The sequence below is a fragment of the Cohnella sp. AR92 genome (genome assembly GCF_003990975.1).
Taxonomy (GTDB): Bacteria; Bacillota; Bacilli; order Paenibacillales; family Paenibacillaceae; genus Cohnella.
The window spans coordinates 219505-240352 of the sequence record NZ_RZJR01000008.1 but is presented as its reverse complement, the minus strand read 5'-3'; the positions used below and the strand labels follow the sequence as shown (position 1 = coordinate 240352).

Sequence of the window (20848 nt, the reverse complement as noted above, 5' to 3'; positions counted from 1 at the left end):
AACCAACCGGGGAGTGTGAAGTCATGAGTATCTTGATCGATAAGAACACCAAGGTAATCACCCAAGGCATCACCGGCGCGACGGGTTCGTTCCACGCCAAGGGTGCACTGGAATACGGCACGCAGATGGTCGGCGGCGTTACGCCGGGCAAGGGCGGCCAAACGATCGATTTCGACTTGGAGAACGGCACGAAAGTAACGCTGCCGATCTTCAATACGGTCAATGAAGCGGTAGCGGCTACTGGCGCGACGGCATCGGTTATTTATGTCGCTCCTCCGTTCGCGGCGGATTCGATCATGGAAGCGGTAGACGCGGAGCTTGACCTCGTTATCTGCATCACGGAAGGCATTCCGGTGCTGGACATGGTTAAGGTTAAGCGTTACATGGAAGGCAAGAAGACTCGCCTGATCGGGCCGAACTGCCCGGGCGTTATCACGCCGGACGAGATCAAGATCGGCATCATGCCCGGCTACATCCATAAGAAGGGCCACGTAGGCGTCGTTTCCCGTTCGGGAACGCTAACGTACGAAGCGGTTCATCAATTGACGGCTCGCGGCATCGGCCAATCCTCCGCAGTCGGTATCGGCGGCGACCCTGTCAAGGGTTCCGAGTTCATCGACATCCTGAACCTGTTCAACGAAGACCCTGACACCTATGCGGTCATCATGATCGGGGAAATCGGCGGCACGGCGGAAGAAGAAGCGGCTGAATGGGTGAAGGCGAACATGACGAAGCCGGTCGTCGGCTTCATCGGCGGCGCAACCGCGCCTCCAGGGAAGCGCATGGGCCATGCCGGCGCCATCATCTCCGGCGGCAAGGGAACGGCTGCCGAGAAGATCGCCAAGCTCGAAGAGTGCGGAATCCGCGTGTCCCCGACTCCTTCGGAGATGGGTTCGACGCTGGTCAGCGTTCTCGAAGAGCGCGGCCTGCTGGAGAAGTGCAAGAACATCTAAGTATCGAATGGTGTCTAATGGCGCAAGCCATTGCCATAACGGATAGGCAAGCAGCCTTCCGCGCCCCTCTGACCGAGGGGATGCGGGGGCTGCTTTTTTTATTAGACGAAGCGGGGAGGAAGCGGAAAATGGGTCAAAGCAGGAGCGAGAAGGAGCTATTGATCGGCATGCACGAGACAGAGGGGGTAGGGTGGCTGACGATTGAAAGAATTCTGGCCGGAGGCGCGCTGGAAGGTGCCGAACGCCGCCGGGAGAAGGATTGGAAGGAGCTCGCGCTATCGGCGAAGCAGGCGGAGAATCTCGTACGGAGATTGTCCGCCGAGAGAATGGAAGAAGAGATCGAACGAAGGGAGAAGGCGGGCATCCAAGCGATCACCGCGCTCGATCCGGCTTATCCCGCCCTGCTCCGGCAGCTTCCCGACGCTCCGTGGGTGCTCTATTACGCGGGAAGGCTGGAGCTGCTGGACAGGCCCGCTCTCTCCATCGTCGGGACCCGGATGGCGACGGCTTACGGGAAAAAGGTGACGGAAGAGCTGTCCAGCGCCTGCTCGGCCGCGGGGCTGACCATCGTCAGCGGCCTTGCCCGAGGGATCGATACTTCGGCGCACGCCGGCGCCCTTGGCAAGCCGGGCTCGACGATCGCGGTGCTCGCGTCGCCGGCCGATTATCCCTATCCGCCGGAGAATCGGGGACTCTACCGGGAGATCGCGAGCCAAGGCTTGATTCTCTCGGAAGCTCCGCTAGGCACCCCTCTGACCAAGGGGCATTTCTATCTGCGCAACCGGATTATCGCGGGACTGAGCCAAGGAACCTTGGTCGTCGAAGCGGGGGAAGGGAGCGGCGCGATGATCACGGCCAAGCATGCATTCGAGAACGACAGGGATCTGTTTATCGTGCCGGGTCCGATCACTTCCCCCAGAAGCGTCGGACCGCTTCGGCTGCTCCGCGAAGGAGCGAAGCCGGTCATGAATGCGGACGACATTCTCGTGGACTACGAGAGAGCTCTCGGCGATTGGAATGCGCGTTTCTCGCAGCCGGAGAAGCGGCAGGAGCGCCGGTATTCCACCGATCCGGAAGAGGAGAGGCTGTCGGAAGCGGAAGAGAGCCTGTACGAGCTGCTGCTCGAGGAGCCTCGCACGATCGACGACTTGTCGGAACGGAGCGGGATGTCTCTCGGTTCGCTGCATACGATGCTGCTGAGCCTTCAGATGAAGCGCCTCGTCCAGCAGCTTCCCGGAGCCGTGTTCGCGGTCGTGTGAGCGCCCTCCCGAAACGTCGGGAGCGAGGAGCTTCGATAACGATATATTAATGAAGGAATTTATTTTTTTTCGCCTCTTCGGATTTGAGCTAAACTTAAACATCGTGGTATGATGAGCAACGAGTACATAACGCCGGTCCGGACCGCCTTCCGGAAGCGGAAGATAGACTGGCGAGGACGCGAATGAGAAGACGGATGCCACGAGCACAGAAGGGCTATGTTTGCGTTCGAACGGTTTTATGAGTATCCTTACAGATAAAGCGCAAGATTTTCACCAGCATCGCAGGTTTGTATATACTGTCCTGTTACTAGCCGTCTCTCCGTGCGAGCGGACTTGAGCTAAAGGACTTGTTGACTGTTGGAGAGGAGGAATGGACGTGGCGGATTCACTAGTCATCGTAGAGTCGCCGGCGAAAGCCAAGACGATCGGCAAATACTTAGGAAGCAAATTTATCGTTAAAGCGTCCATGGGCCACATTCGGGATCTTCCGAAGAGCCAGATGGGCGTCGAGGTCGGTAAGGACTTCAATCTGAAGTACATTACCATTCGCGGCAAGGGCAACGTTCTCAAGGAACTGAAGGACGCCAGCAAGAAAGTCAAAAAAGTCTATCTCGCGGCTGACCCGGATCGCGAAGGAGAAGCGATCGCGTGGCATCTGGCCCATTACCTGGAGCTGGACGAGAACGATACGTGCCGCGTCGTGTTCAACGAGATCACGAAGCAAGCGGTCAAGGATGCCTTCAAGGCTCCCAGACCGATCAATATGGACCTGGTGAACGCGCAGCAAGCCCGCCGGGTGCTGGACCGCCTGGTCGGCTACAAGATCAGCCCGCTGCTCTGGAAGAAGGTCAAGAAAGGCCTAAGCGCCGGACGCGTCCAATCGGTAGCCGTCAAGCTGATCATCGACCGGGAGAACGAGATCAAGGCGTTCGAGCCGGAAGAATATTGGAGCATTACCGCGCATCTGCTTAGAGAAGGGAAGGCTTTCGAAGCGAAGTTCCTCTCTCTGGGCAATGACAAGAAAGAGCTTGCCACCCAAGCGGACGTGAACGAGGTGCTCGCCGCCATCGGGAACAAGCCGTTCTCGGTAAGCGAAGTGAAGGAGAAGGAGCGGCTTCGCAACCCGTCGCCTCCGTTCATCACAAGCTCCCTGCAGCAGGAAGCGGCGCGCAAGCTGAACTTCCGCGCATCGAAGACGATGCAGATCGCGCAGCAGCTGTATGAAGGCGTCGATCTCGGCAAAGAAGGCACGGTCGGTCTTATCACGTACATGAGAACCGATTCTACACGCATCTCTCCCGTCGCCCAAGAAGAGGCGCAAGGCTACATCGTGGGCAAGTACGGGGAGAGCTATTATCCCGAGACGCCGCGAGTCTACTTGAAGAAGAACGCGAATACCCAGGACGCGCACGAAGCGATCCGTCCGACATCCGTGCTCCGCGAGCCGGAACAGATGAAGCCGTTCCTCTCGCGCGACCAGCTGCGGCTCTACAAGCTCGTCTGGGAGCGCTTCGTGGCGAGCCAGATGGCATCCGCCGTGCTGGATACGATGACGGTGGATCTCGTCAGCGGCCCGGCTACCTTCCGCGCGAACGGCTCGAAGCTCAAATTCCCGGGCTTCATGAAGGTCTACGTGGAGAGCAACGACGACGGGACGACCGAAGAGGATCGCTTGCTGCCTCCGCTCCATGCCGGCGACGCCGTGGAGACGAAGGAGATCGATCCGAAGCAGCACTTCACTCAGCCGCCTCCCCGCTACACCGAAGCGCGGCTGGTCAGAACGATGGAAGAGCTCGGCATCGGCCGGCCGAGCACGTATGCGCCGACGCTGGAGACGATCCAGAAACGGAATTACGTCGCGATCGAGGATAAGAAGTTTTTCCCGACCGAGCTTGGCGATCTGATCAACCAACTGATGGAAGAGTTCTTCCCGGAGATTCTGGATACGGAATTCACGGCCAACATGGAAGACGATCTCGACCATGTGGAAGAAGGCAAGGAGAACTGGATCGCCGTCATCGAGGAATTCTACAAGTCGTTCGAGAAGCGCCTGGAAGTCGCGGAAGAAGAAATGAAAGAAATCGAGATCAAAGACGAGCCTTCCGACGAGATCTGCGAGAAGTGCGGCCGTCCGATGGTCTACAAGATGGGCCGCTTCGGCAAGTTCCTCGCGTGCTCCGGCTTCCCGGATTGCCGCAATACGAAGCCGATCGTCAAGGCGACCGGCGTTATCTGCCCGAAGTGCAAGAAAGGCCACATCGTGGAGAGAAGGAGCAAGAAGGGACGCATGTTCTACGGCTGCGACCAGTATCCGGAATGCGATTACGTGTCCTGGGACAAACCGGTAGCGAAGCCTTGTCCGGAATGCGGCTCCATGATGACCGAGAAAAGAACGAAGAACGGCGTGCAATGGAATTGTACGCAGTGTTCGCATAACGAGATGGCGCCTGAATCCGATGATGGCTCGGAATAAGCCGGATTCGGCAGCAGGCTCAAGCAGCCTGAGCCGTTCTCTTCTTATCTAACTGACAGGATGTACCCGTAATCGACTTCAGCTTGAGGTCCTCCCTGAACATCCTGACGCCATCCAAATTACGCCGCAGGAGGTACTCAAGTGGTTCAGAATAAACACGTTACCGTTGTCGGAGCAGGACTGGCGGGAAGCGAGGCTGCCTGGCAGATCGCTTCCCAAGGAGTCGCTGTCACCTTATATGAGATGCGTCCCGTGCGGAAGACGCCGGCGCATCATACCAACCAGTTCGCGGAGCTCGTCTGCAGCAACAGCTTGAGAGCCAACGGGCTGACGAACGCGGTAGGCGTCCTTAAGGAAGAGATGCGACGCCTGGATTCGCTCATCCTCTCCGCGGCCGACAATCACGCCGTGCCGGCGGGCGGGGCGCTGGCGGTCGACCGCGAGGGCTTCTCCGGCGAAGTCACCAGCCGGCTTCGGGAGCATCCGCTTATCACGGTCGTGAACGAAGAGTTCACGAGCATTCCCGAGGACGGCATCGTCGTCCTCGCAACGGGGCCGCTTACGTCGCCGGATCTGTCCGCCCAGATCCGCGAGCTTCTGGGAGAGGAATACTTCTACTTCTTCGACGCGGCGGCGCCGATCGTCGAGAAGGAATCGATCGACATGAACAAGGTGTTCCTCGCTTCCCGCTATGACAAGGGAGAGGCCGCTTACCTGAACTGCCCGATGACCGAAGAGCAGTTCGAAGCGTTCTACGAGGCGCTGACGACGGCGGAGACGGCCGAAGTCAAAGATTTCGAGAAGAACATGGTGTTCGAAGGCTGCATGCCGATCGAAGTCATGGCGGGACGGGGCAAGCAGACGATGCTCTTCGGTCCGCTTAAGCCGGTCGGCCTGGTCGACCCGAATACGGGCAAGCAGCCGTTCGCGGTCATTCAGCTCCGGCAGGACAACGCCGCCGGAACGCTCTATAATCTGGTAGGCTTCCAGACCCATCTCAAGTGGGGAGAGCAGAAGAGAGTATTCTCGCTCATCCCTGGCTTGGAGAATGCCGAATTCGTTCGTTACGGGGTCATGCATCGCAATACTTTCATCAATTCGCCTCGTTTGCTGAAGTCCACCTATCAATTCCGCGGACGCGATACGCTGTTCTTCGCGGGCCAGATGACCGGGGTGGAGGGCTACGTGGAATCCGCCGCGTCCGGGCTGATCGCCGGTCTCAACGCAGGTCGCCTCGCGCGCGGTCTGGAGCTGCTTCCGCTCCCGGCGGATACGACGCTGGGCAGCATGGCGGAGTATATCACGACGGCAGACTTCCGGCATTTTCAACCGATGAACGCGAACTTCGGCTTGTTCCCGCCGCTCGATCACCGGGTGCGCAGCAAGAAGGAGAAGAACGACAAGATCGCGGCGAGAGCGCTGGATTCGATCGAACAATTCAAGATGAGCATTCAGAACCCAACCGACGTTCCGACACATTGAAGCAGCGGCAGCCGGACTAAGCGCCAGCTGCTTCGCGGCGTTTTCCGCCGCAGGGACATAGAAGAGGAGGAACTACGATGGAGATGTCTTTCCACGCCACGACGATATGCGCGGTACGCCAGAACGGCAAAGGAGCCATTGCGGGGGACGGCCAAGTCACGTTCGGCAACAGCATGGTCATGAAGAATACGGCCAAGAAGGTTAGGCGCCTGTACCGGGGGCAAGTTCTAGCCGGCTTCGCCGGATCGGTCGCCGACGCGATCACGCTCTTCGAGAAGTTCGAAGGCAAGCTCGAGGAGCACCACGGCAACCTGCAGCGCGCAGCCGTCGAGCTGGCCAAGGATTGGCGCTCAGACCGGGTGCTTCGCCGCCTTGAAGCGATGATGATCGTGGTGGACGCCACCGGGATGCTGCTGCTCTCGGGCAACGGCGAAGTCATCGAGCCGGACGACGATATTCTGGCGATCGGTTCGGGAGGCAGCTTCGCGCTGTCCGCAGCGCGAGCGCTCAAGCGGCATGCTCCCCAGCTGGAGGCCAAGGATATCGCGAAGAATGCCCTTCAGATCGCATCCGAGATCTGCGTATTCACGAATAACAACATCATCGTAGAAGAAATCTGATAAGCAAACCGAATAGAATCGGAGGGATCTTAATGAGTGAGCAATGGACTCCCCGCCAGATCGTAGCGGAGTTGGATAAATACATCGTCGGCCAGAAGCAAGCGAAGAGATCCGTCGCCGTCGCGCTTCGGAACCGATACCGCCGCAGCAAGCTCCCGGAAAGCATGCGGGACGAGGTTGTCCCAAAGAACATTCTCATGATCGGACCGACCGGCGTCGGCAAGACGGAGATTGCCCGCAGGCTTGCTAAGCTGGTGCATGCGCCGTTCATCAAGCTCGAGGCGACCAAGTTCACCGAGGTCGGCTATGTCGGCAGGGACGTCGAGTCCATGGTGCGAGACCTGGTCGAGACCGCGATTCGCATGGTGAAGGAAGAGCGTACGGAGAAGGTGCGCGACAAAGCGGAGGAAGCGGCGAACGAGCGGCTGGCCGCGCTTCTCGTCCCATCGCCGGCGAAGCAGAAGTCGCAGCGCAATCCGTTCGAGATGCTGTTCGGAGGCGGGCAGAACCAGCAGCCCGAAGAACCGGAACCCGCCGATCCTTCGCTTCAGACGAAGAGAACGGATACCTTGTCCAAGCTGAAGGCCGGCGAGCTGGAGAACGAGACCGTCGAGATCGAAGTGGACGATACGTCGCCGTCGATGCTCGACATGTTCGCCGGAGCCGGGCAGGACCAGATGGGCAACATGCAGGAGATGCTCAGCCAATTCATGCCCAAGAAGCGCAAGAAGCGCAAGCTGTCCGTCAAGGAAGCGCGCAAGGTGCTGACGGTGGAAGAAGCGAACAAGCTGATCGACATGGACGACGTCATCTCCGAGTCGATCGCTCGCGCCGAGCAATCCGGCATTATCTTTATTGATGAGATCGATAAAATCGCCAGCACGGGCAGGGGCCAAGGCCCGGACGTCTCGCGCGAAGGCGTTCAGCGCGACATTCTTCCTATCGTGGAAGGTTCCACGGTCGTGACGAAGTACGGCCCCGTCAAGACGGATTACGTCTTGTTCGTTGCCGCCGGCGCATTCCACGTCGCTAAGCCATCCGACCTGATTCCGGAGCTCCAAGGCCGCTTCCCGATCCGGGTGGAGCTGTCCAGCTTGACGGACGAGGATTTTGTGCGTATCCTAACGGAGCCGGAGAACGCACTCACGAAGCAATATACCGCCCTGCTTCAGACGGAGGGCGTCGAGATCGAGTTCACGGACGCCGCCATCGTCGAACTGGCGAAGATGGCGCAGGATGTCAATCGCAATACCGAGAACATCGGGGCCCGCCGTCTTCATACGCTGCTGGAGAAGCTGCTTGAGGACCTCAGCTTCGAGGCTCCCGAGCTGCAGCTGACCCATCTGTCGATTACGCCGGAATATGTCCGCGATAAGCTGTCCAGCATTGCCAGCAACCGCGATTTGAGCCAATATATTTTGTAAGAGCAACGGGTTTGTTATCTAGGAGGAAAAGGTTACCATGAGTTTGTTGAACAAAATGAGATCGTTGAACGCGCTTCTGCAGGATGCGGCGGGCAAGCCGCTGAATTTCCGCGTCATGGCGGAGGCGCTTCGGGAGACGCTGGCCGGCGGCGTATTCGTCGTCAGCCGGCGCGGCAAAATTCTGGGCGCGGCTCCGTCGGCGACGTTCGCGGAAGCGTGGCTTCGGCAGAATCCTGCGGACGAGCTTCGATTCCCTGCTGAGACGAACGAACTATTTTTGCGGACAACCTCGACGGCTTCCAATGAAGAGCCCGCGAATATGCTTAGCCCTGTCGAGGCCGCGTTCGCCGGGCAGAAAGTAAGTATAGTCCCTATCATAGGAGGCGGAGATCGTCTAGGTACAATAGTCCTGACGAAGGAGCAGGGAAATGTCGGGGATGACGAGCTTATTCTGGCGGAATACGGTTCGACCATCATAGGGATGGAGATTCTTCGGGAGAGAGCCGAAGAACGCGAGATCGAAGCGAGAAGCAAGGCGGTCGTGACGATCGCGGTCAATTCGCTGTCTTTCAGCGAGCTGGAAGCGGTGGATCACATCTTCGAAGAATTGGAAGGCAAGGAAGGCCTTCTGGTCGCTTCCAAGATCGCCGACAGGGCCGGAATCACGCGTTCCGTCATCGTGAACGCCCTGCGCAAGCTGGAAAGCGCCGGCGTCATCGACACCCGTTCGCTCGGGATGAAAGGGACGTACATCCGCATCCTGAACAGCAAACTTCTCCAGGAACTGGAGTCCCGCAAAGCCTAATCGGAAATGCAAATATTTACGCAAGTCAAAAGTCCGGTCTTGTTTACAAGATTAGGGCTTTTTTCTTATTGTCACTTTTTGTGTGATATCGGATGATGGATCTTAGAAAATTTTAATTTCTACAGCAGTCGACGGCATCGGTGACAAACTTAAAATTTATGTCGAATCAAGCAGGATTCTCTCGGAGTATTGTTGAATATTGGAATGTCGAGTCGGATTTTTGCTAAGTCTTGGATGGATGATCCGCACCTTCATTGGGAGAAAGAGGCGATACTTGGTGGATTTGTTAGGCGGCGTATCCTTTCAGAGGCTGGAAGGAGCGGTTAAGGCGGCTTCTTTGAGACAGCAGGTCATATCAAGCAATGTAGCCAACGTAGATACACCTAACTTCAAGCGCTCGGATGTCGCATTCGAAGAACTGCTGGAGCAAGCGATGGGCTCGGGGAATGCGGGAAGCCTCGCCGGCACGCGCACGGACGAGAGACATATGGTCATCGGAAGCGCTTCGGGATCCGCTCCTCAGGCTCAGGTCGTTACGGATGAGAGCACGATCTTCAACAACAGCAAGAACAACGTGGATATCGATAAAGAAATGTCGCAGCTTGCGGAGAACCAGCTCAGGTACTATATGTTCATCCAAGCGATCAACCATGACGTCAAGATGATGAGAACGGCAATCAAAGGAACCTAACTTGCAAACGCATAACGATTAGGGGGATACATAGTGAAACTAAGCGGATTTGATTCAAGCGCATCGGCCTTGACCGCGCAACGGCTTCGGATGGACGTCATCTCCTCCAATATCGCCAACGCCGAGACGACAAGAGCGAGCTACGTGAACGGAGAATACGTGCCTTACAGACGGAAGGAAGTCGTCTTCGAGCCGGATCAGCCAAGCTTCTCCGACATTCTGAGCAGCAAGCTTGACGGCACGAACGCGAACACGAGCGCAAGCGGCGTTCGGGTAACGGAGATCCGCGAGGACTCGACTCCGTTCAAGCAAGTGTATAATCCGACTCATCCGGACGCGGACGCGAACGGAATGGTCAGCATGCCGAACGTCGATATCCTGAAGGAGATGGTCGACATGATCTCGGCCACGCGCTCCTACGAAGCGAACGTCACTGCGCTGAATGCCAGCAAGTCGATGTTCACCAAGTCTCTCGAGATTGGCCGATAACATCGAGGTTTGCATCCATTGATCCCGGGGAGGTCCTAGTATGATTAATATACCAGCTATAAATTCTATATCGGCAGTTCAATCGACAATTTCAAGTGCCAATCCGGCGGTTAAGAACGCGACTCCGGCGGAAGTTACCGAGAGCTTCTCGAACTACCTGCAGAAAGCGCTTGATTCGGTGGCAGCCCAAGAACAGAACGTACATAACGTAACGGATCAATTCATCATCGGACAAGCGGATGTTAACGACGTGATGATCGCCGCTTCCAAGGCCGAGCTTAGTCTCGATTTAACCTCACAGATACGGAACAAGGTTATCGACGCTTACCAGGAAATCATGCGGATAACCATCTAATCGCTTTCAAACGATGCAGCAAAGTTCGCTAGTGAGGTGGAATCGTGAACGAGAAGTTGGCCCGAATGCGGGAGAAGCTGAAGGGCTTCTGGAATCAATACAGCAAGACCCAGAAATGGGTGCTGGCCTCGACGGCCGGATTTCTCATTATCGCCATTATCCTATTAACCTATCTGTTCACTAGAACGGAATACGAATTAGCGTTTCAGAATTTGGACTCGACCGATTCCCAGGCCATCATGGATTACCTGGACAGCAGCGGCATTCCTTACAAGCTGCAGAACGGCGGAACAAGCATCTCGGTGCCGAGCGCCGACGCAGCCAGAGTGAAGGTAGCGGTTGGCTCGCAAGGGCTCGTGCAGAACGGTTCCATCGGATTCTCCGAGCTCAGCAAGAATTCCTCCTCGATCGGAACGACCGATCAGGAGTTTAACGTGAAGTACCGCAACGCCCTCAACGGGGAAGTCCAACAACTGCTCCAAGGCATGCAAGGCATCCAACGGGCGAAGGTTCTCGTTAATCTGCCGCAAGAGAGCGTATTCCTGAGCGACGAGGATAAGGAACGGGCATCCGCTTCCGTTCAGCTTACCTTTAAGCCGGGCTTCCGTCCGAAGCAAGAGGAGATCGACAGCTACTTCAATCTCGTGAAGACGGCGGTTCCTAACCTGAACGTCGACGACATTACGATCACGAGCCAGTCGAGCCAGTTGACTCCTTCCTCCGAAGTCGGAGGCAGCGGCGGGGCCGTAAGCGGAACGCTGCTCGATCAGCAATTCGAGATTCAACGCAAGTTCGAGAACGGAATCAAGACGAAGACCGAGCAATTCCTGTCGACGATGGTCGGCATGGACAAGATGGTCGTCAGCGTCGTCTCTTCGCTCAACTTCGATCAGAAGACGCAGCAGGAATCGATCGTCAAGCCGCTTGATAACAACGACAACAAGGGCATTGTGATCAGCGAGCAGAATTCGGCGGAATCGTATACCGGCTCGGACAGCTCCACGGGCGGAGTCGCAGGCGTCGGCCAGACCGATATCGCGAACTACCCGTCCAGCGGAGGCAGCAGCGGCTCTTCCTCGGAGAAGACTTCGTCGACGACGAACTACGAGCCTTCCCGAATTCAGACGAGCACGACGTTCGCGCCTTACCAGGTCAAGGATCTCTCCATCAGCGTCGCCGTCGATTCGGCTACCATGACGCCGGAGAAACAGCAGGCGATCCAGCAGAAGCTCGTCAACGACGTGCGCACCCTGCTGGCGGATTCCGGCCAGAACCTGCCGGACGACGAGCTTGCGAAGCGGGTATCCGTCATCTCGGAATCGTTCGATGTAGGAACGTCCGGCTCCGGAGGCTTCTCGGCATCGTCCTCTTCCATCGCCATCGGCGCTATCGCAGCCCTCGCTCTGCTCGGCGGAGGAGGCTACCTTCTCTATCGCCGCCGCAAGAAAGCGAGAGAGGAAGCGGAACTCGCAGCGGCAGAACTGCCTCGGGTGGAGACGCCGACGATCGACATCGACAGCGTTTCGAACGAGAACCAGGTACGCAAGCAGCTTGAAGGATTGGCCAAGCGCAAGCCGGACGAATTCGTCAATCTTCTCCGGACGTGGCTTGTTGATGAATAGAGGTGTCTATGGTGGCTAAGTTGGGAACGGGCAATTATCAATTAAGCGGCCGCCAGAAAGCAGCGATTCTGCTGATTACGCTGGGGCCGGATGTATCCGCGCAGATCTTCAAGCATCTGCGCGACGACGAGATCGAGCAATTGACGCTCGAGATCGCGAATGTCCGCAAGGTGGACAGCGCGGAGAAGGATGCGATTCTGCAGGAATTCCATCAGATCTGCCTGGCTCAAGAGTTCATCTCTCAAGGCGGCATTACGTATGCGAAGGAGATTCTGGAGAAGGCGCTCGGTTCGCAGAAGGCTTCGGACATCCTGCATCGCCTTACGGCTACGCTGCAGGTCAGGCCTTTCGACTTCGCGAGGAAGGCGGAGCCGACCCAGATCCTCAACTTTATCCAGAACGAGAACCCGCAGACGATCGCTCTCGTGCTGTCTTACCTTCAGCCGGATCAATCGTCCGCCGTGCTCTCCTCGCTTCCTCAAGACAAACAGGCGGAGGTGGCCAGGAGAATCGCCTTGATGGACAGCACCTCGCCGGACGTCATCGCGCAAGTGGAGCGAGTGCTCGAACAGAAGCTGTCGTCCACGGTTACTCAGGACTACACGAACGCGGGCGGCATCGAGGCGATCGTCCAGATCCTGAACGGCGTCGACCGCGGGACGGAACGCACGATTCTCGATTCCCTCGAGATTCAGGATCCGGAGCTGGCGGAAGAGATCAAGAAGCGGATGTTCGTCTTCGAGGATATCGTCAATCTGGACAACCGTTCCATTCAGCGCATCATTCGCGACATCGAGAATGCCGATCTTCAGCTCGCCCTCAAGGTGGCAAGCGAGGAAGTTCGGGAAGCGATCTTCCGGAACATGTCGAAGCGAATGGCGGATACGTTCAAGGAAGAGATGGAATACATGGGGCCCGTGCGGCTGCGCGACGTGGAGGAAGCGCAGACGCGCATCGTAGCGACGATCCGCAGGCTCGAAGAAGCGGGCGAGATCATTATCGCACGCGGCGGAGGAGACGATATTATTGTCTAATCTGATCAAATCCTCCCATGTGATCTCGATTGAAGACCTCAAACGGATCGAACAGCTTCGATTGGCGACCAAACCGCGAAATATTTCGGATTCCGCCGACGATTCCGAAGGAATATCCGAAGTTGATGTCGAAACACAATCGATGAAAGATCGAATTCTGCAAGACGCCCAACAGGTTGCCGAAGATATGGTAACCCAAGCCAGGGAAGAAGCGGAGCACATCCGGTCGCAAGCGGAACAAGACGCCGACGAGTGGTGGCAAGGCCGCAGGCAAGAGGATGAGCAGATCGCCGAGAACGCCAGGCAGCAAGGCTACGAAGAAGGCTTCATCCAAGGCAGCGAGCAGGCGGAACGCCAGATGCGCGAGCGATGGGAGCATACGCTTCAAGAAGCGGAAGCGATCGTCAAACAAGCGTACCTAGCGAAGGAGAGCATCATTGCGGATGCAGAGCTGTTCCTTGTCGAGTTAAGCAGCCGCATCGCCGAGAAGGTGATCGCCTCGAAGATCGAGGAGACGCCGGAGCTGACGATTCAGTTGATCTCGCGGGCTCTAGCAAGACGCAAGGAGCAGGGAGTGATCACCCTGTGCGTGGCCCCTTCCCAGTTCGCGTTCCTGCAAGCGGCGAAGGACGAGCTGGCGCTCGGCATCGATTCGCAGGCGGAGCTGCAGATCATCCCCGACCAAACGGTCGGCGAGGGAGGCTGCATCATTCGCACTTCCTTCGGCAGCATAGACGCTAGAATCGACACCCAACTGTCCGCGATTCGCCAGGAATTGCTGCGAATCGCCGCTCATCCGGCCGAAGAGAGGGATTCCGATGTCCAGACTTCTTGACGCATCCCGGTACGAAGAAGCTCTCCTGCATCTGGATCCGATCCGAGTCAACGGCAAGGTAACCCAAATTATCGGTTTAACGGTTGAATCCGAGGGACCGGATGCCAGCATCGGCGACGTCTGCGCCATCCATCCTCATAAGGGCGGCGCTCCCATCCTTGCGGAGGTCGTCGGCTTCAAGGACAATCGGGTGCTGCTCATGCCGTTAGGCGATCTTCATTCGGTCGGTCCCGGATGCGATGTCGTTGCGACAGGAGGTCCTCTGACCGTACAAGTCGGTTCCGAGCTATTGGGCAAAGTACTTGACGGACTCGGCAGGCCTCTGGACGGTTCAAGCCTTCCGGCGAGAATGCCCCGCTACTCGACGCACAATTCGCCGGGCAATCCGCTGAATCGGCCTCGGGTCGTCGAACCGTTAGGGACCGGCGTTCGCTGCATCGACGGCTTGCTGACGGTCGGCCAAGGCCAACGGATGGGTATCTTCGCCGGTTCCGGCGTGGGCAAGAGTACCCTTCTCGGAATGGTCGCTCGCAATACTTCGGCTGACGTGAATGTCATCGGACTCATCGGTGAGCGGGGGCGCGAAGTACTGGAGTTCATCGAGCGGGATCTTGGGCCCGAAGGCCTAGCCCGCTCGGTCGTGATCGTGGCGACCTCCGATCAACCCGCGCTGATTCGCATGAAGGGCGCTTTGATCGCGACTACGATCGCGGAATATTTCCGGGACCGCGGCCTTAACGTCATGCTGATGATGGACTCCGTCACGCGTTATGCGATGGCGCTTCGCGAAGTAGGCCTCGCGATCGGCGAGCCTCCTGCGACGAGAGGCTATACGCCATCCGTCTTCGCCGCTCTACCTAAGCTGTTGGAGAGGGCGGGAACCGGTCCGACCGGATCCATTACCGCTTTCTATACGGTGCTTGTCGACGGGGACGACATGAACGAACCCGTTGCCGACGCCGTCCGGGGGATTCTGGACGGCCATATCGTGCTCAGCAGGCAGCTCGCCCACAAAGGGCATTATCCCGCGATCGACGTGCTGGCCAGCGTGAGCCGGGTCATGAAGGATATCGTCTCCGAGGACCAGCAAGATTCGGCGGAACAGCTTAAGCGGCTGCTCTCTGTTTATAAGGATTCGGAAGACCTCATCAATATCGGGGCGTACCAGAAGGGAACGAATCCGGAAATCGATAAATCGATCCAGTTTATCCAGACGATCAACTCCTATACCAGGCAGAAGACGACCGAGAAAGTGACTCTCCAGGATGCCCAAGAGAGATTGATCATCGATTTCTACAAGAGATGAGGTTGACAAGCGTTGAGATTCCATTATCCGCTTCAGAAGATTGTCGATCTTAAAGGCAGCGAGAAGGCGATGGCGGAATGGGAATATGCCGCCTCGCTTGGCAAGCTTAAAGCGGAGGAAGATACGCTGGCTTCGCTGACCCGGGATTTGGAGCAGATGGCCGAAGCCTTGTCGGAGCAAACCAAGCGGCCGACCTCTTTGTTCGAGATTCAGAGAATGCAAGAATACATAGGCTGGCTGGAGCAGCGGATTCGACAGCAGCGCGAAGGCGTTCGCAAGGCGAAGGAAGCTGCCAGGCTGCGCCAGAGGAAGCTGGCCGACCGCACCGTCGACGAGAAGGTATGGCTGAACGCACGCGACAGGGCCAAAGAGCTGTTCGTGCAGCAGGCTCTTGCCCAGGAACAGAGCGCTCTTGACGAGATGGCTGTGATGAGGGCGGTTGCCTCGGCTAGGAGATAAGAGATTCCATCAAGTACAACATCCATACAGAGAAGGAGGGAATATCGTGTCGGATGCTAACGTGGAGAAAGAAGGCTATTCCGGCTTCGAGCGGTTTCTCTTTTTCCTGACTCCCATCTTGTTCACAGCCGTTCTGCTAGGTGTTTTGTTGCTCGCGTTCAATGGAGATTTAAGAGACTCGGCCCTAAAGGTAGGCAACAAGATTCCGGGGTTAAGCGCGATTCTGCCGGAACCGTCTAAACCGGATGCCGCCGCAGTCAGCGAAGAAGAACTCACGGTCAGCAACGCCAAGAAGAAGATCGACGAGCTGAACGCACAGGTGGTAAACGGACAGACCGCCCTGCAGCAGGAGAAAGACAAGAATACCCAGAACGAGAAGACGATTACCGAGCTGAAGAGCCAGCTCGATTCTCTGACCAAGCAGTCGCAAGAGCAATCGATCACCTCCGAGCAATATGATTCGAAGATCTCGGGACTGGCCGATATGTACGGCAAGATGACGCCTGGGAAGGCCGCTCCGATTCTGGAGAGCATGACCCTCGAGGAAGCGTCTCTCGTGCTCGGTTCGATGACCGATACGCAGAGAGGGCGAATTCTGGAGAAGATGACTCCGAAGGTAGCGGCGGAAGTGACGACGAGACTTAAGGACGCCGATAGCGTCGAGAATCAAGAGCTGGCGGCTCTCCAGTCCCGGATCAAGGAGCTGGAATCGGTGAATTCGGATACTTCCATTCTGGATACGTCCGAGCTTAAGAACACGTTCTCTTCCATGCAACCGGCAAGCGCGGCCGCTATCCTGCTGGAGATGTCGCAGTCGAATCAATCCAAGACTCTCCGCATTCTCGGCGCGTTGACCGATTCATCCCGATCGCAGGTCCTTGCGGCTATGGCGAATCTGGATGACAAGGATGCCAAGAAAAAAACGGCCGACCTGGTCAGCAAGCTTATGCCGGCGAATCCTTAATGATTAATGTACGGTACTTGCCAATCCGACGAGAGGAGGTGAGAACATGAACATGATCGTAACGAATACGGCTCCTGTCTCCGCTGCTTTAACGAATCAGGGCGGGACGGGAAAGTCTTCGGGAAGCGGCGGTTTCGCGGGAGCGCTCGTTCAGGCGATAGGCGGACAGAACCAGGACAACGCAGCCGGCAACGGATTGGCACTGCCAGTCGGACTTGCGGCGTTTATCGGCGGTTTAGGGACGGAAGGCCAGCAAGAAGACGGAGACTCCCTTCTGGCGGCGTTGAACGCTTTGGTTCAGCAGCTTGCGGACCCTGCTTCTGACGAAGAGACCGATGGCAAAACGCAGGATGCGTTAAGCGAACTGTTGGCGGCGCTCCAAGCCTTGCTCCAGGATACGACGGTTCCGGCGGATCTTGCCGGCGGGAACGGCGAGACTGACGGCGCGAGCACGGTGGAGGAAGGGGCTTCGGCGGCAACCGGGCAGCCGGCAAATCTGCTGCTCCTGCTCCAGCTTCTGCAGCAAGCTTCAAAGAGCAACAACGGCAAGCTGGACCCTAACAAGCTGGAGAATGTAACCGATCAATTGAAGCAGCTACTGGCGGCCGCGGGCCCGGCTTCCGGCATCGAGCTGGATGTCGAGTCGACTGCAGACAAACAGGCGGATCCGATTCGAGTCGGAACCTCGCAAGCGATTGGAACAGCTGGGGTGCAGCAGCAAGCTTCGACACAGACGATTCACCAGCAATCCGCATCGGAGATTCGCAAGCCTTCCGTCTTCAAGGAACCGGTCCTTTACTGGAACTTGCAGCAGGAAGCGACGGCATCCTCGGCGGAATCGGACTCTTCGGTCGTTAATCCGGTAGACGACAGTTCCTCTTCCGCGAACAACGGCTCGACGACGCTCGCTTGGACGCTGCAGACGCAGGACTTGGCTAACCGGAATACCGAGCTTTCCAGCTCGAAGCCGGCATTGCCTGCCCAAGTGCCTGTCCAGCAGTTCAGCCAGCAAGTCGGCAATTATCTGGTGAGGCAGTTCGTTCTAACGAACGGCAACGGCTTCACGGAAGCGAAGATTACGCTGACGCCCGAGCATCTGGGACAAGTGGACGTGCGCATCTCCATGCAGGACGGCCAATTGACCGCCCAATTCCTGACGCATTCCGGAACGGCCAAGGATCTGATCGAGAATCAGATGAGCATGCTTCGCAGCGCTCTGCAGAGCCAAGGCATTCAGGTCGAACGAATTGAAGTCGTGCAGCAGCCTCAAGACGCTTCGGATTCCACGTCCTTCCTGAACGACCAGGATCGCGGCTCCGGTTCCGAACAGAACGGCAACCGCGCCAGACAGCATAAAGACGGAGCGATTGAAGAGCCGGTTAATTTCGAGGACGAGCTGGAGAGAACCACATTGATTCGCGAAGCAGGATTTGGAGCTTCGATCAACACGACGGCATAACGGCGGGGAGGTGAATCGGAATGGCAAGCAGCGGAGTGGGCCCAGCGGCCCAATGGCCTTATTACTCCGATAAGAACGTGCAAACGGCGGCCAAGCAATCTTCTTCCAAGGAATCGGGCTCCACGTTGGGCAAGGACGAATTCTTGAGGATTCTGATTACCCAGCTTCAGAACCAAGACCCGATGCAGCCGATGGAAGACAAAGAGTTCATCTCGCAGATGGCGCAGTTCTCGGCGTTGGAGCAGACGATGAACATGGCAACACAGATTCAAGCGCTGCGGAACGCGCCTGGAATGGTTGCCAACATGCTTGGAATGAACGTCACCTGGAACGAGACGGACAACCGCGGCAATACGGTCGAGAAATCCGGCATCGTGGATTCGATCGTGTCTAAGGACGGCCTGTCCTACGCGAGAATCGGAGCGGCCGAGATCAAGGTGGATGAAGTCACTTCCATCGCCTATCCGACGACAAAAGGTTCGGACGCGGAGGTGAGCACGGGTGAGTGACCGGATGCTTGTCGGCCAACTGGCGGCTAGCCGGCTTGGACCCGTACAAGGCAGACGGACGTATCCTGCGCAATCCGATGGCGGCACTTCGGCAGCGGCAAGCCATCCAGAGACTTCTTTTCAGCAACTGCTTGATCAAGCCAGATTGAAGTTCAGCCATCACGCGGAACAGAGGCTTCAGCAGAGAGGCATTAAGCTCCAACCGGACCAGCTCGATCGCATAGCAAGCGCTGTCGATCAAGCGGAAGCCAAAGGAGCCAAGGATTCACTCGTTCTGTTCCGGGATATTGCGATGATCGTCAACGTGCCTAACCGCACTGTCGTAACCGCATTGGACGGCTCCTCGATGAAGGAGCATGTGTTTACCCAGATCGACAGCGCAGTCGTCGTCAGCTGACTTGGCGACAGCGTTAGCAAGAAGGGCTGGACCTCACAAGGGGGCCCTGGCGTCGCGGATCGATTGAAGCGAACGCTATAGTTGACAAGCCTAGGAGGTAGATGAGTTCATGTTACGTTCGTTGTATTCCGGTGTATCCGGTATGCGAGGGTTCCAGACAAAGCTAGACGTAATCGGCAATAACATCGCTAACGTGAACACGACCGGCTTCAAAGCGGGCCGAGTCATGTTCAAGGACATCCTGAGCCAGACGATGTCCGGCGTTACCGCCCCGATCGACGGCGAGCAAGGCGGCGTAAACGCCAAGCAAGTCGGTCTCGGCGTTTCGGTAGCGGCGATCGATACGGTGCATACGGCAGGCAGCGCGCAGACGACCAATGTCGCGACGGACCTCCGCATCGACGGCGACGGATTCTTCGTGGTCAGCCCGAACGGCGATCCGGAGAATGCTTACCTGACGCGTGCAGGCAACTTTACGCTGGATGCGAACGGCTGGCTGGTCAATGCCGACGGCATGTACGTTCTCGATGCAGAGGGAGGAGCGCCGATCCAGATCAATACCGAAGAAGTTACGGCATTCTCCATCTCCCAGAACGGCGGCATTATTCCGGTCGACGCGAACGGCAACGGCGGCGAACCGCTCGCTATGATCGGGGTCGCGAAGGTCGTGAACCCGGCCGGACTCGAGAAAGTCGGAGGCAATCTCTATCGGATGACTCCGAACGCCAATCCGGCGGGAGAGCTGACCATCTCGCAAGCAAGCGACGAAACGATCGGAACCGGAGCCATCATCTCCGGCCAGCTGGAAATGTCCAACGTGGATCTCACGAACGAATTCACGGAGATGATCGTCGCGCAACGCGGATTCCAAGCCAATTCCCGTATTATTACGACTTCCGACTCCATCCTGGAAGAGGTTGTCAACCTGAAACGGTAATTGATGTTCTGTTGGGGAGGCTTCGGGCCTCCCTTGACGGCACGGGGGGACTCCAATGATAGGCTTGACCCGCTTAAACGGCACCAAATTTCATGTCAACGCATTACTGATCGAGACGGTGGAAGAGACGCCGGATACGCTAATTACGCTTACGACAGGCAAGAAACTTCTGGTATTGGAAAATTCTTCGGATGTGATCAGATCCATCCGGCATTATCTGCGCAGCATCGGCGTGTTGGCAGCGGTCGCGTCACCGTCCAATGCGCAATCGGAGGGAGCAACGTCATGAAAAAAATGTTACCTTGGCTGGTTTCACTGCTTCTGGCGATTACCTTAATCGTTATCGTCGGAATATACTCATGGTCTACTCTATTCGGAGATTCGAAATCGAACGATCCGGCCAAGCAGACTCAGGAAAGCGTCAAGGACGTCTCTGCCAAACCGATGTCTGCCGATGAGAGGATCAAGGTCACATCAGAATTGAATGATATTAAGACGAATATTGCGGACACGGATTATGTCGTCATGCTCAGCCTGTCGTTCCAATTGGACAGCGCGCAAGCCAAGGAAGAATTCGACAAGCTGAAGGATATTCAGATTAAGCCGCTTGTCAATCGCGCTCTCTGGGTGCTTAAACCGGAAGAGCTTAGCGGAACGGAAGGCAAGGACCGGCTTCAAGCCGCTCTCATTAATGCAATCAATCCCGTTCTCACCGAAGGCAAGCTGGCGAGTGTAGAGATTACAAGCTTTATCATGACCCAGATTTAATAGACGT

General features: G+C 57.0%; 21 protein-coding genes and 1 pseudogene. All 22 read left to right on the top strand.

Translation table 11 applies throughout. From position 1 onward, the window contains the following. The first annotated feature begins 23 nt into the window (after positions 1-23). The 22 genes and pseudogenes from sucD to ELR57_RS14925 all read left to right on the top strand — a co-directional run bounded on the left by sucD (position 24) and on the right by ELR57_RS14925 (position 20841). Positions 24-953 (top strand): succinate--CoA ligase subunit alpha, encoded by a 930-nt coding sequence (sucD, locus tag ELR57_RS15030; RefSeq protein WP_126959912.1) that lies wholly within the window; start codon positions 24-26, stop codon positions 951-953. A 128-nt stretch (positions 954-1081) separates the two neighbouring features. Further along, entirely contained in the window at positions 1082-2212 is a 1131-nt protein-coding gene (gene dprA / locus ELR57_RS15025; RefSeq protein WP_158630042.1) for a DNA-processing protein DprA, read from the top strand. A 376-nt stretch (positions 2213-2588) separates the two neighbouring features. After that, positions 2589-4685 (top strand): type I DNA topoisomerase, encoded by a 2097-nt coding sequence (gene topA / locus ELR57_RS15020; protein WP_126959910.1) that lies wholly within the window; start codon positions 2589-2591, stop codon positions 4683-4685. Between the two features lie 135 nt (positions 4686-4820). Next, positions 4821-6167: pseudogene (trmFO, locus tag ELR57_RS15015) on the top strand (FADH(2)-oxidizing methylenetetrahydrofolate--tRNA-(uracil(54)-C(5))-methyltransferase TrmFO); the annotation flags it as partial. A 77-nt stretch (positions 6168-6244) separates the two neighbouring features. After that, positions 6245-6787, top strand: coding sequence for an ATP-dependent protease subunit HslV (gene hslV / locus ELR57_RS15010; protein ID WP_126959908.1), 543 nt, complete (start codon positions 6245-6247; stop codon positions 6785-6787). Between the two features lie 32 nt (positions 6788-6819). Continuing rightward, positions 6820-8211 carry an ATP-dependent protease ATPase subunit HslU gene (hslU, locus tag ELR57_RS15005; RefSeq protein WP_126959907.1) on the top strand — a complete coding sequence of 464 codons (1392 nt, stop codon included), beginning with the start codon at positions 6820-6822 and terminating at the stop codon, positions 8209-8211. A 37-nt stretch (positions 8212-8248) separates the two neighbouring features. Continuing rightward, a complete protein-coding gene (gene codY / locus ELR57_RS15000) occupies positions 8249-9016 on the top strand; it encodes a GTP-sensing pleiotropic transcriptional regulator CodY (RefSeq protein WP_126959906.1) in 768 nt (255 codons plus the stop codon). Positions 9017-9293: 277 nt separating this feature from the next. After that, entirely contained in the window at positions 9294-9707 is a 414-nt protein-coding gene (gene flgB, locus ELR57_RS14995; protein WP_126960028.1) for a flagellar basal body rod protein FlgB, read from the top strand. A 33-nt stretch (positions 9708-9740) separates the two neighbouring features. After that, on the top strand, positions 9741-10196 hold the full coding sequence (flgC, locus tag ELR57_RS14990; RefSeq protein ID WP_126959905.1) for a flagellar basal body rod protein FlgC: 456 nt from the start codon (positions 9741-9743) through the stop codon (positions 10194-10196). A 40-nt stretch (positions 10197-10236) separates the two neighbouring features. After that, the gene (fliE, locus tag ELR57_RS14985) at positions 10237-10551 is read left to right on the top strand and encodes a flagellar hook-basal body complex protein FliE (RefSeq protein ID WP_126959904.1); all 315 of its coding nucleotides are present in this window, start codon (positions 10237-10239) and stop codon (positions 10549-10551) included. A 44-nt stretch (positions 10552-10595) separates the two neighbouring features. Then, positions 10596-12173 (top strand): flagellar basal-body MS-ring/collar protein FliF, encoded by a 1578-nt coding sequence (gene fliF / locus ELR57_RS14980; protein ID WP_126959903.1) that lies wholly within the window; start codon positions 10596-10598, stop codon positions 12171-12173. A gap of 20 nt (positions 12174-12193) precedes the next feature. Then, positions 12194-13207, top strand: a complete 1014-nt coding sequence (gene fliG / locus ELR57_RS14975) for a flagellar motor switch protein FliG (RefSeq protein ID WP_126960027.1) — start codon at positions 12194-12196, stop codon at positions 13205-13207. Further along, positions 13200-14042 (top strand): flagellar assembly protein FliH, encoded by an 843-nt coding sequence (gene fliH / locus ELR57_RS14970; RefSeq protein ID WP_126959902.1) that lies wholly within the window; start codon positions 13200-13202, stop codon positions 14040-14042. The genes fliG and fliH overlap by 8 nt, the downstream gene beginning before the upstream one ends. After that, entirely contained in the window at positions 14026-15348 is a 1323-nt protein-coding gene (fliI, locus tag ELR57_RS14965; protein ID WP_126959901.1) for a flagellar protein export ATPase FliI, read from the top strand. The genes fliH and fliI overlap by 17 nt, the downstream gene beginning before the upstream one ends. 12 nt (positions 15349-15360) lie before the next feature. Continuing rightward, the gene (locus ELR57_RS14960; protein ID WP_126959900.1) at positions 15361-15807 is read left to right on the top strand and encodes a flagellar export protein FliJ; all 447 of its coding nucleotides are present in this window, start codon (positions 15361-15363) and stop codon (positions 15805-15807) included. Positions 15808-15853: 46 nt separating this feature from the next. Then, the gene (locus tag ELR57_RS14955) at positions 15854-16771 is read left to right on the top strand and encodes a MotE family protein (RefSeq protein ID WP_126959899.1); all 918 of its coding nucleotides are present in this window, start codon (positions 15854-15856) and stop codon (positions 16769-16771) included. Positions 16772-16817: 46 nt separating this feature from the next. Then, entirely contained in the window at positions 16818-18230 is a 1413-nt protein-coding gene (locus tag ELR57_RS14950) for a flagellar hook-length control protein FliK (protein WP_126959898.1), read from the top strand. 20 nt (positions 18231-18250) lie between these two features. Continuing rightward, entirely contained in the window at positions 18251-18739 is a 489-nt protein-coding gene (locus tag ELR57_RS14945; protein ID WP_126959897.1) for a flagellar hook capping FlgD N-terminal domain-containing protein, read from the top strand. Beyond that, on the top strand, positions 18732-19136 hold the full coding sequence (locus ELR57_RS14940) for a TIGR02530 family flagellar biosynthesis protein (RefSeq protein ID WP_238162536.1): 405 nt from the start codon (positions 18732-18734) through the stop codon (positions 19134-19136). The genes ELR57_RS14945 and ELR57_RS14940 overlap by 8 nt, the downstream gene beginning before the upstream one ends. A 109-nt stretch (positions 19137-19245) precedes the next feature. After that, positions 19246-20073, top strand: coding sequence for a flagellar basal body rod protein FlgG (flgG, locus tag ELR57_RS14935; protein ID WP_126959896.1), 828 nt, complete (start codon positions 19246-19248; stop codon positions 20071-20073). Positions 20074-20128: 55 nt separating this feature from the next. Next, positions 20129-20362, top strand: a complete 234-nt coding sequence (locus ELR57_RS14930; RefSeq protein ID WP_126959895.1) for a flagellar FlbD family protein — start codon at positions 20129-20131, stop codon at positions 20360-20362. Beyond that, positions 20359-20841 carry a flagellar basal body-associated FliL family protein gene (locus ELR57_RS14925; RefSeq protein WP_126959894.1) on the top strand — a complete coding sequence of 161 codons (483 nt, stop codon included), beginning with the start codon at positions 20359-20361 and terminating at the stop codon, positions 20839-20841. Before ELR57_RS14930 ends, ELR57_RS14925 begins: the two co-directional genes overlap by 4 nt. Positions 20842-20848 lie beyond the last annotated feature (7 nt).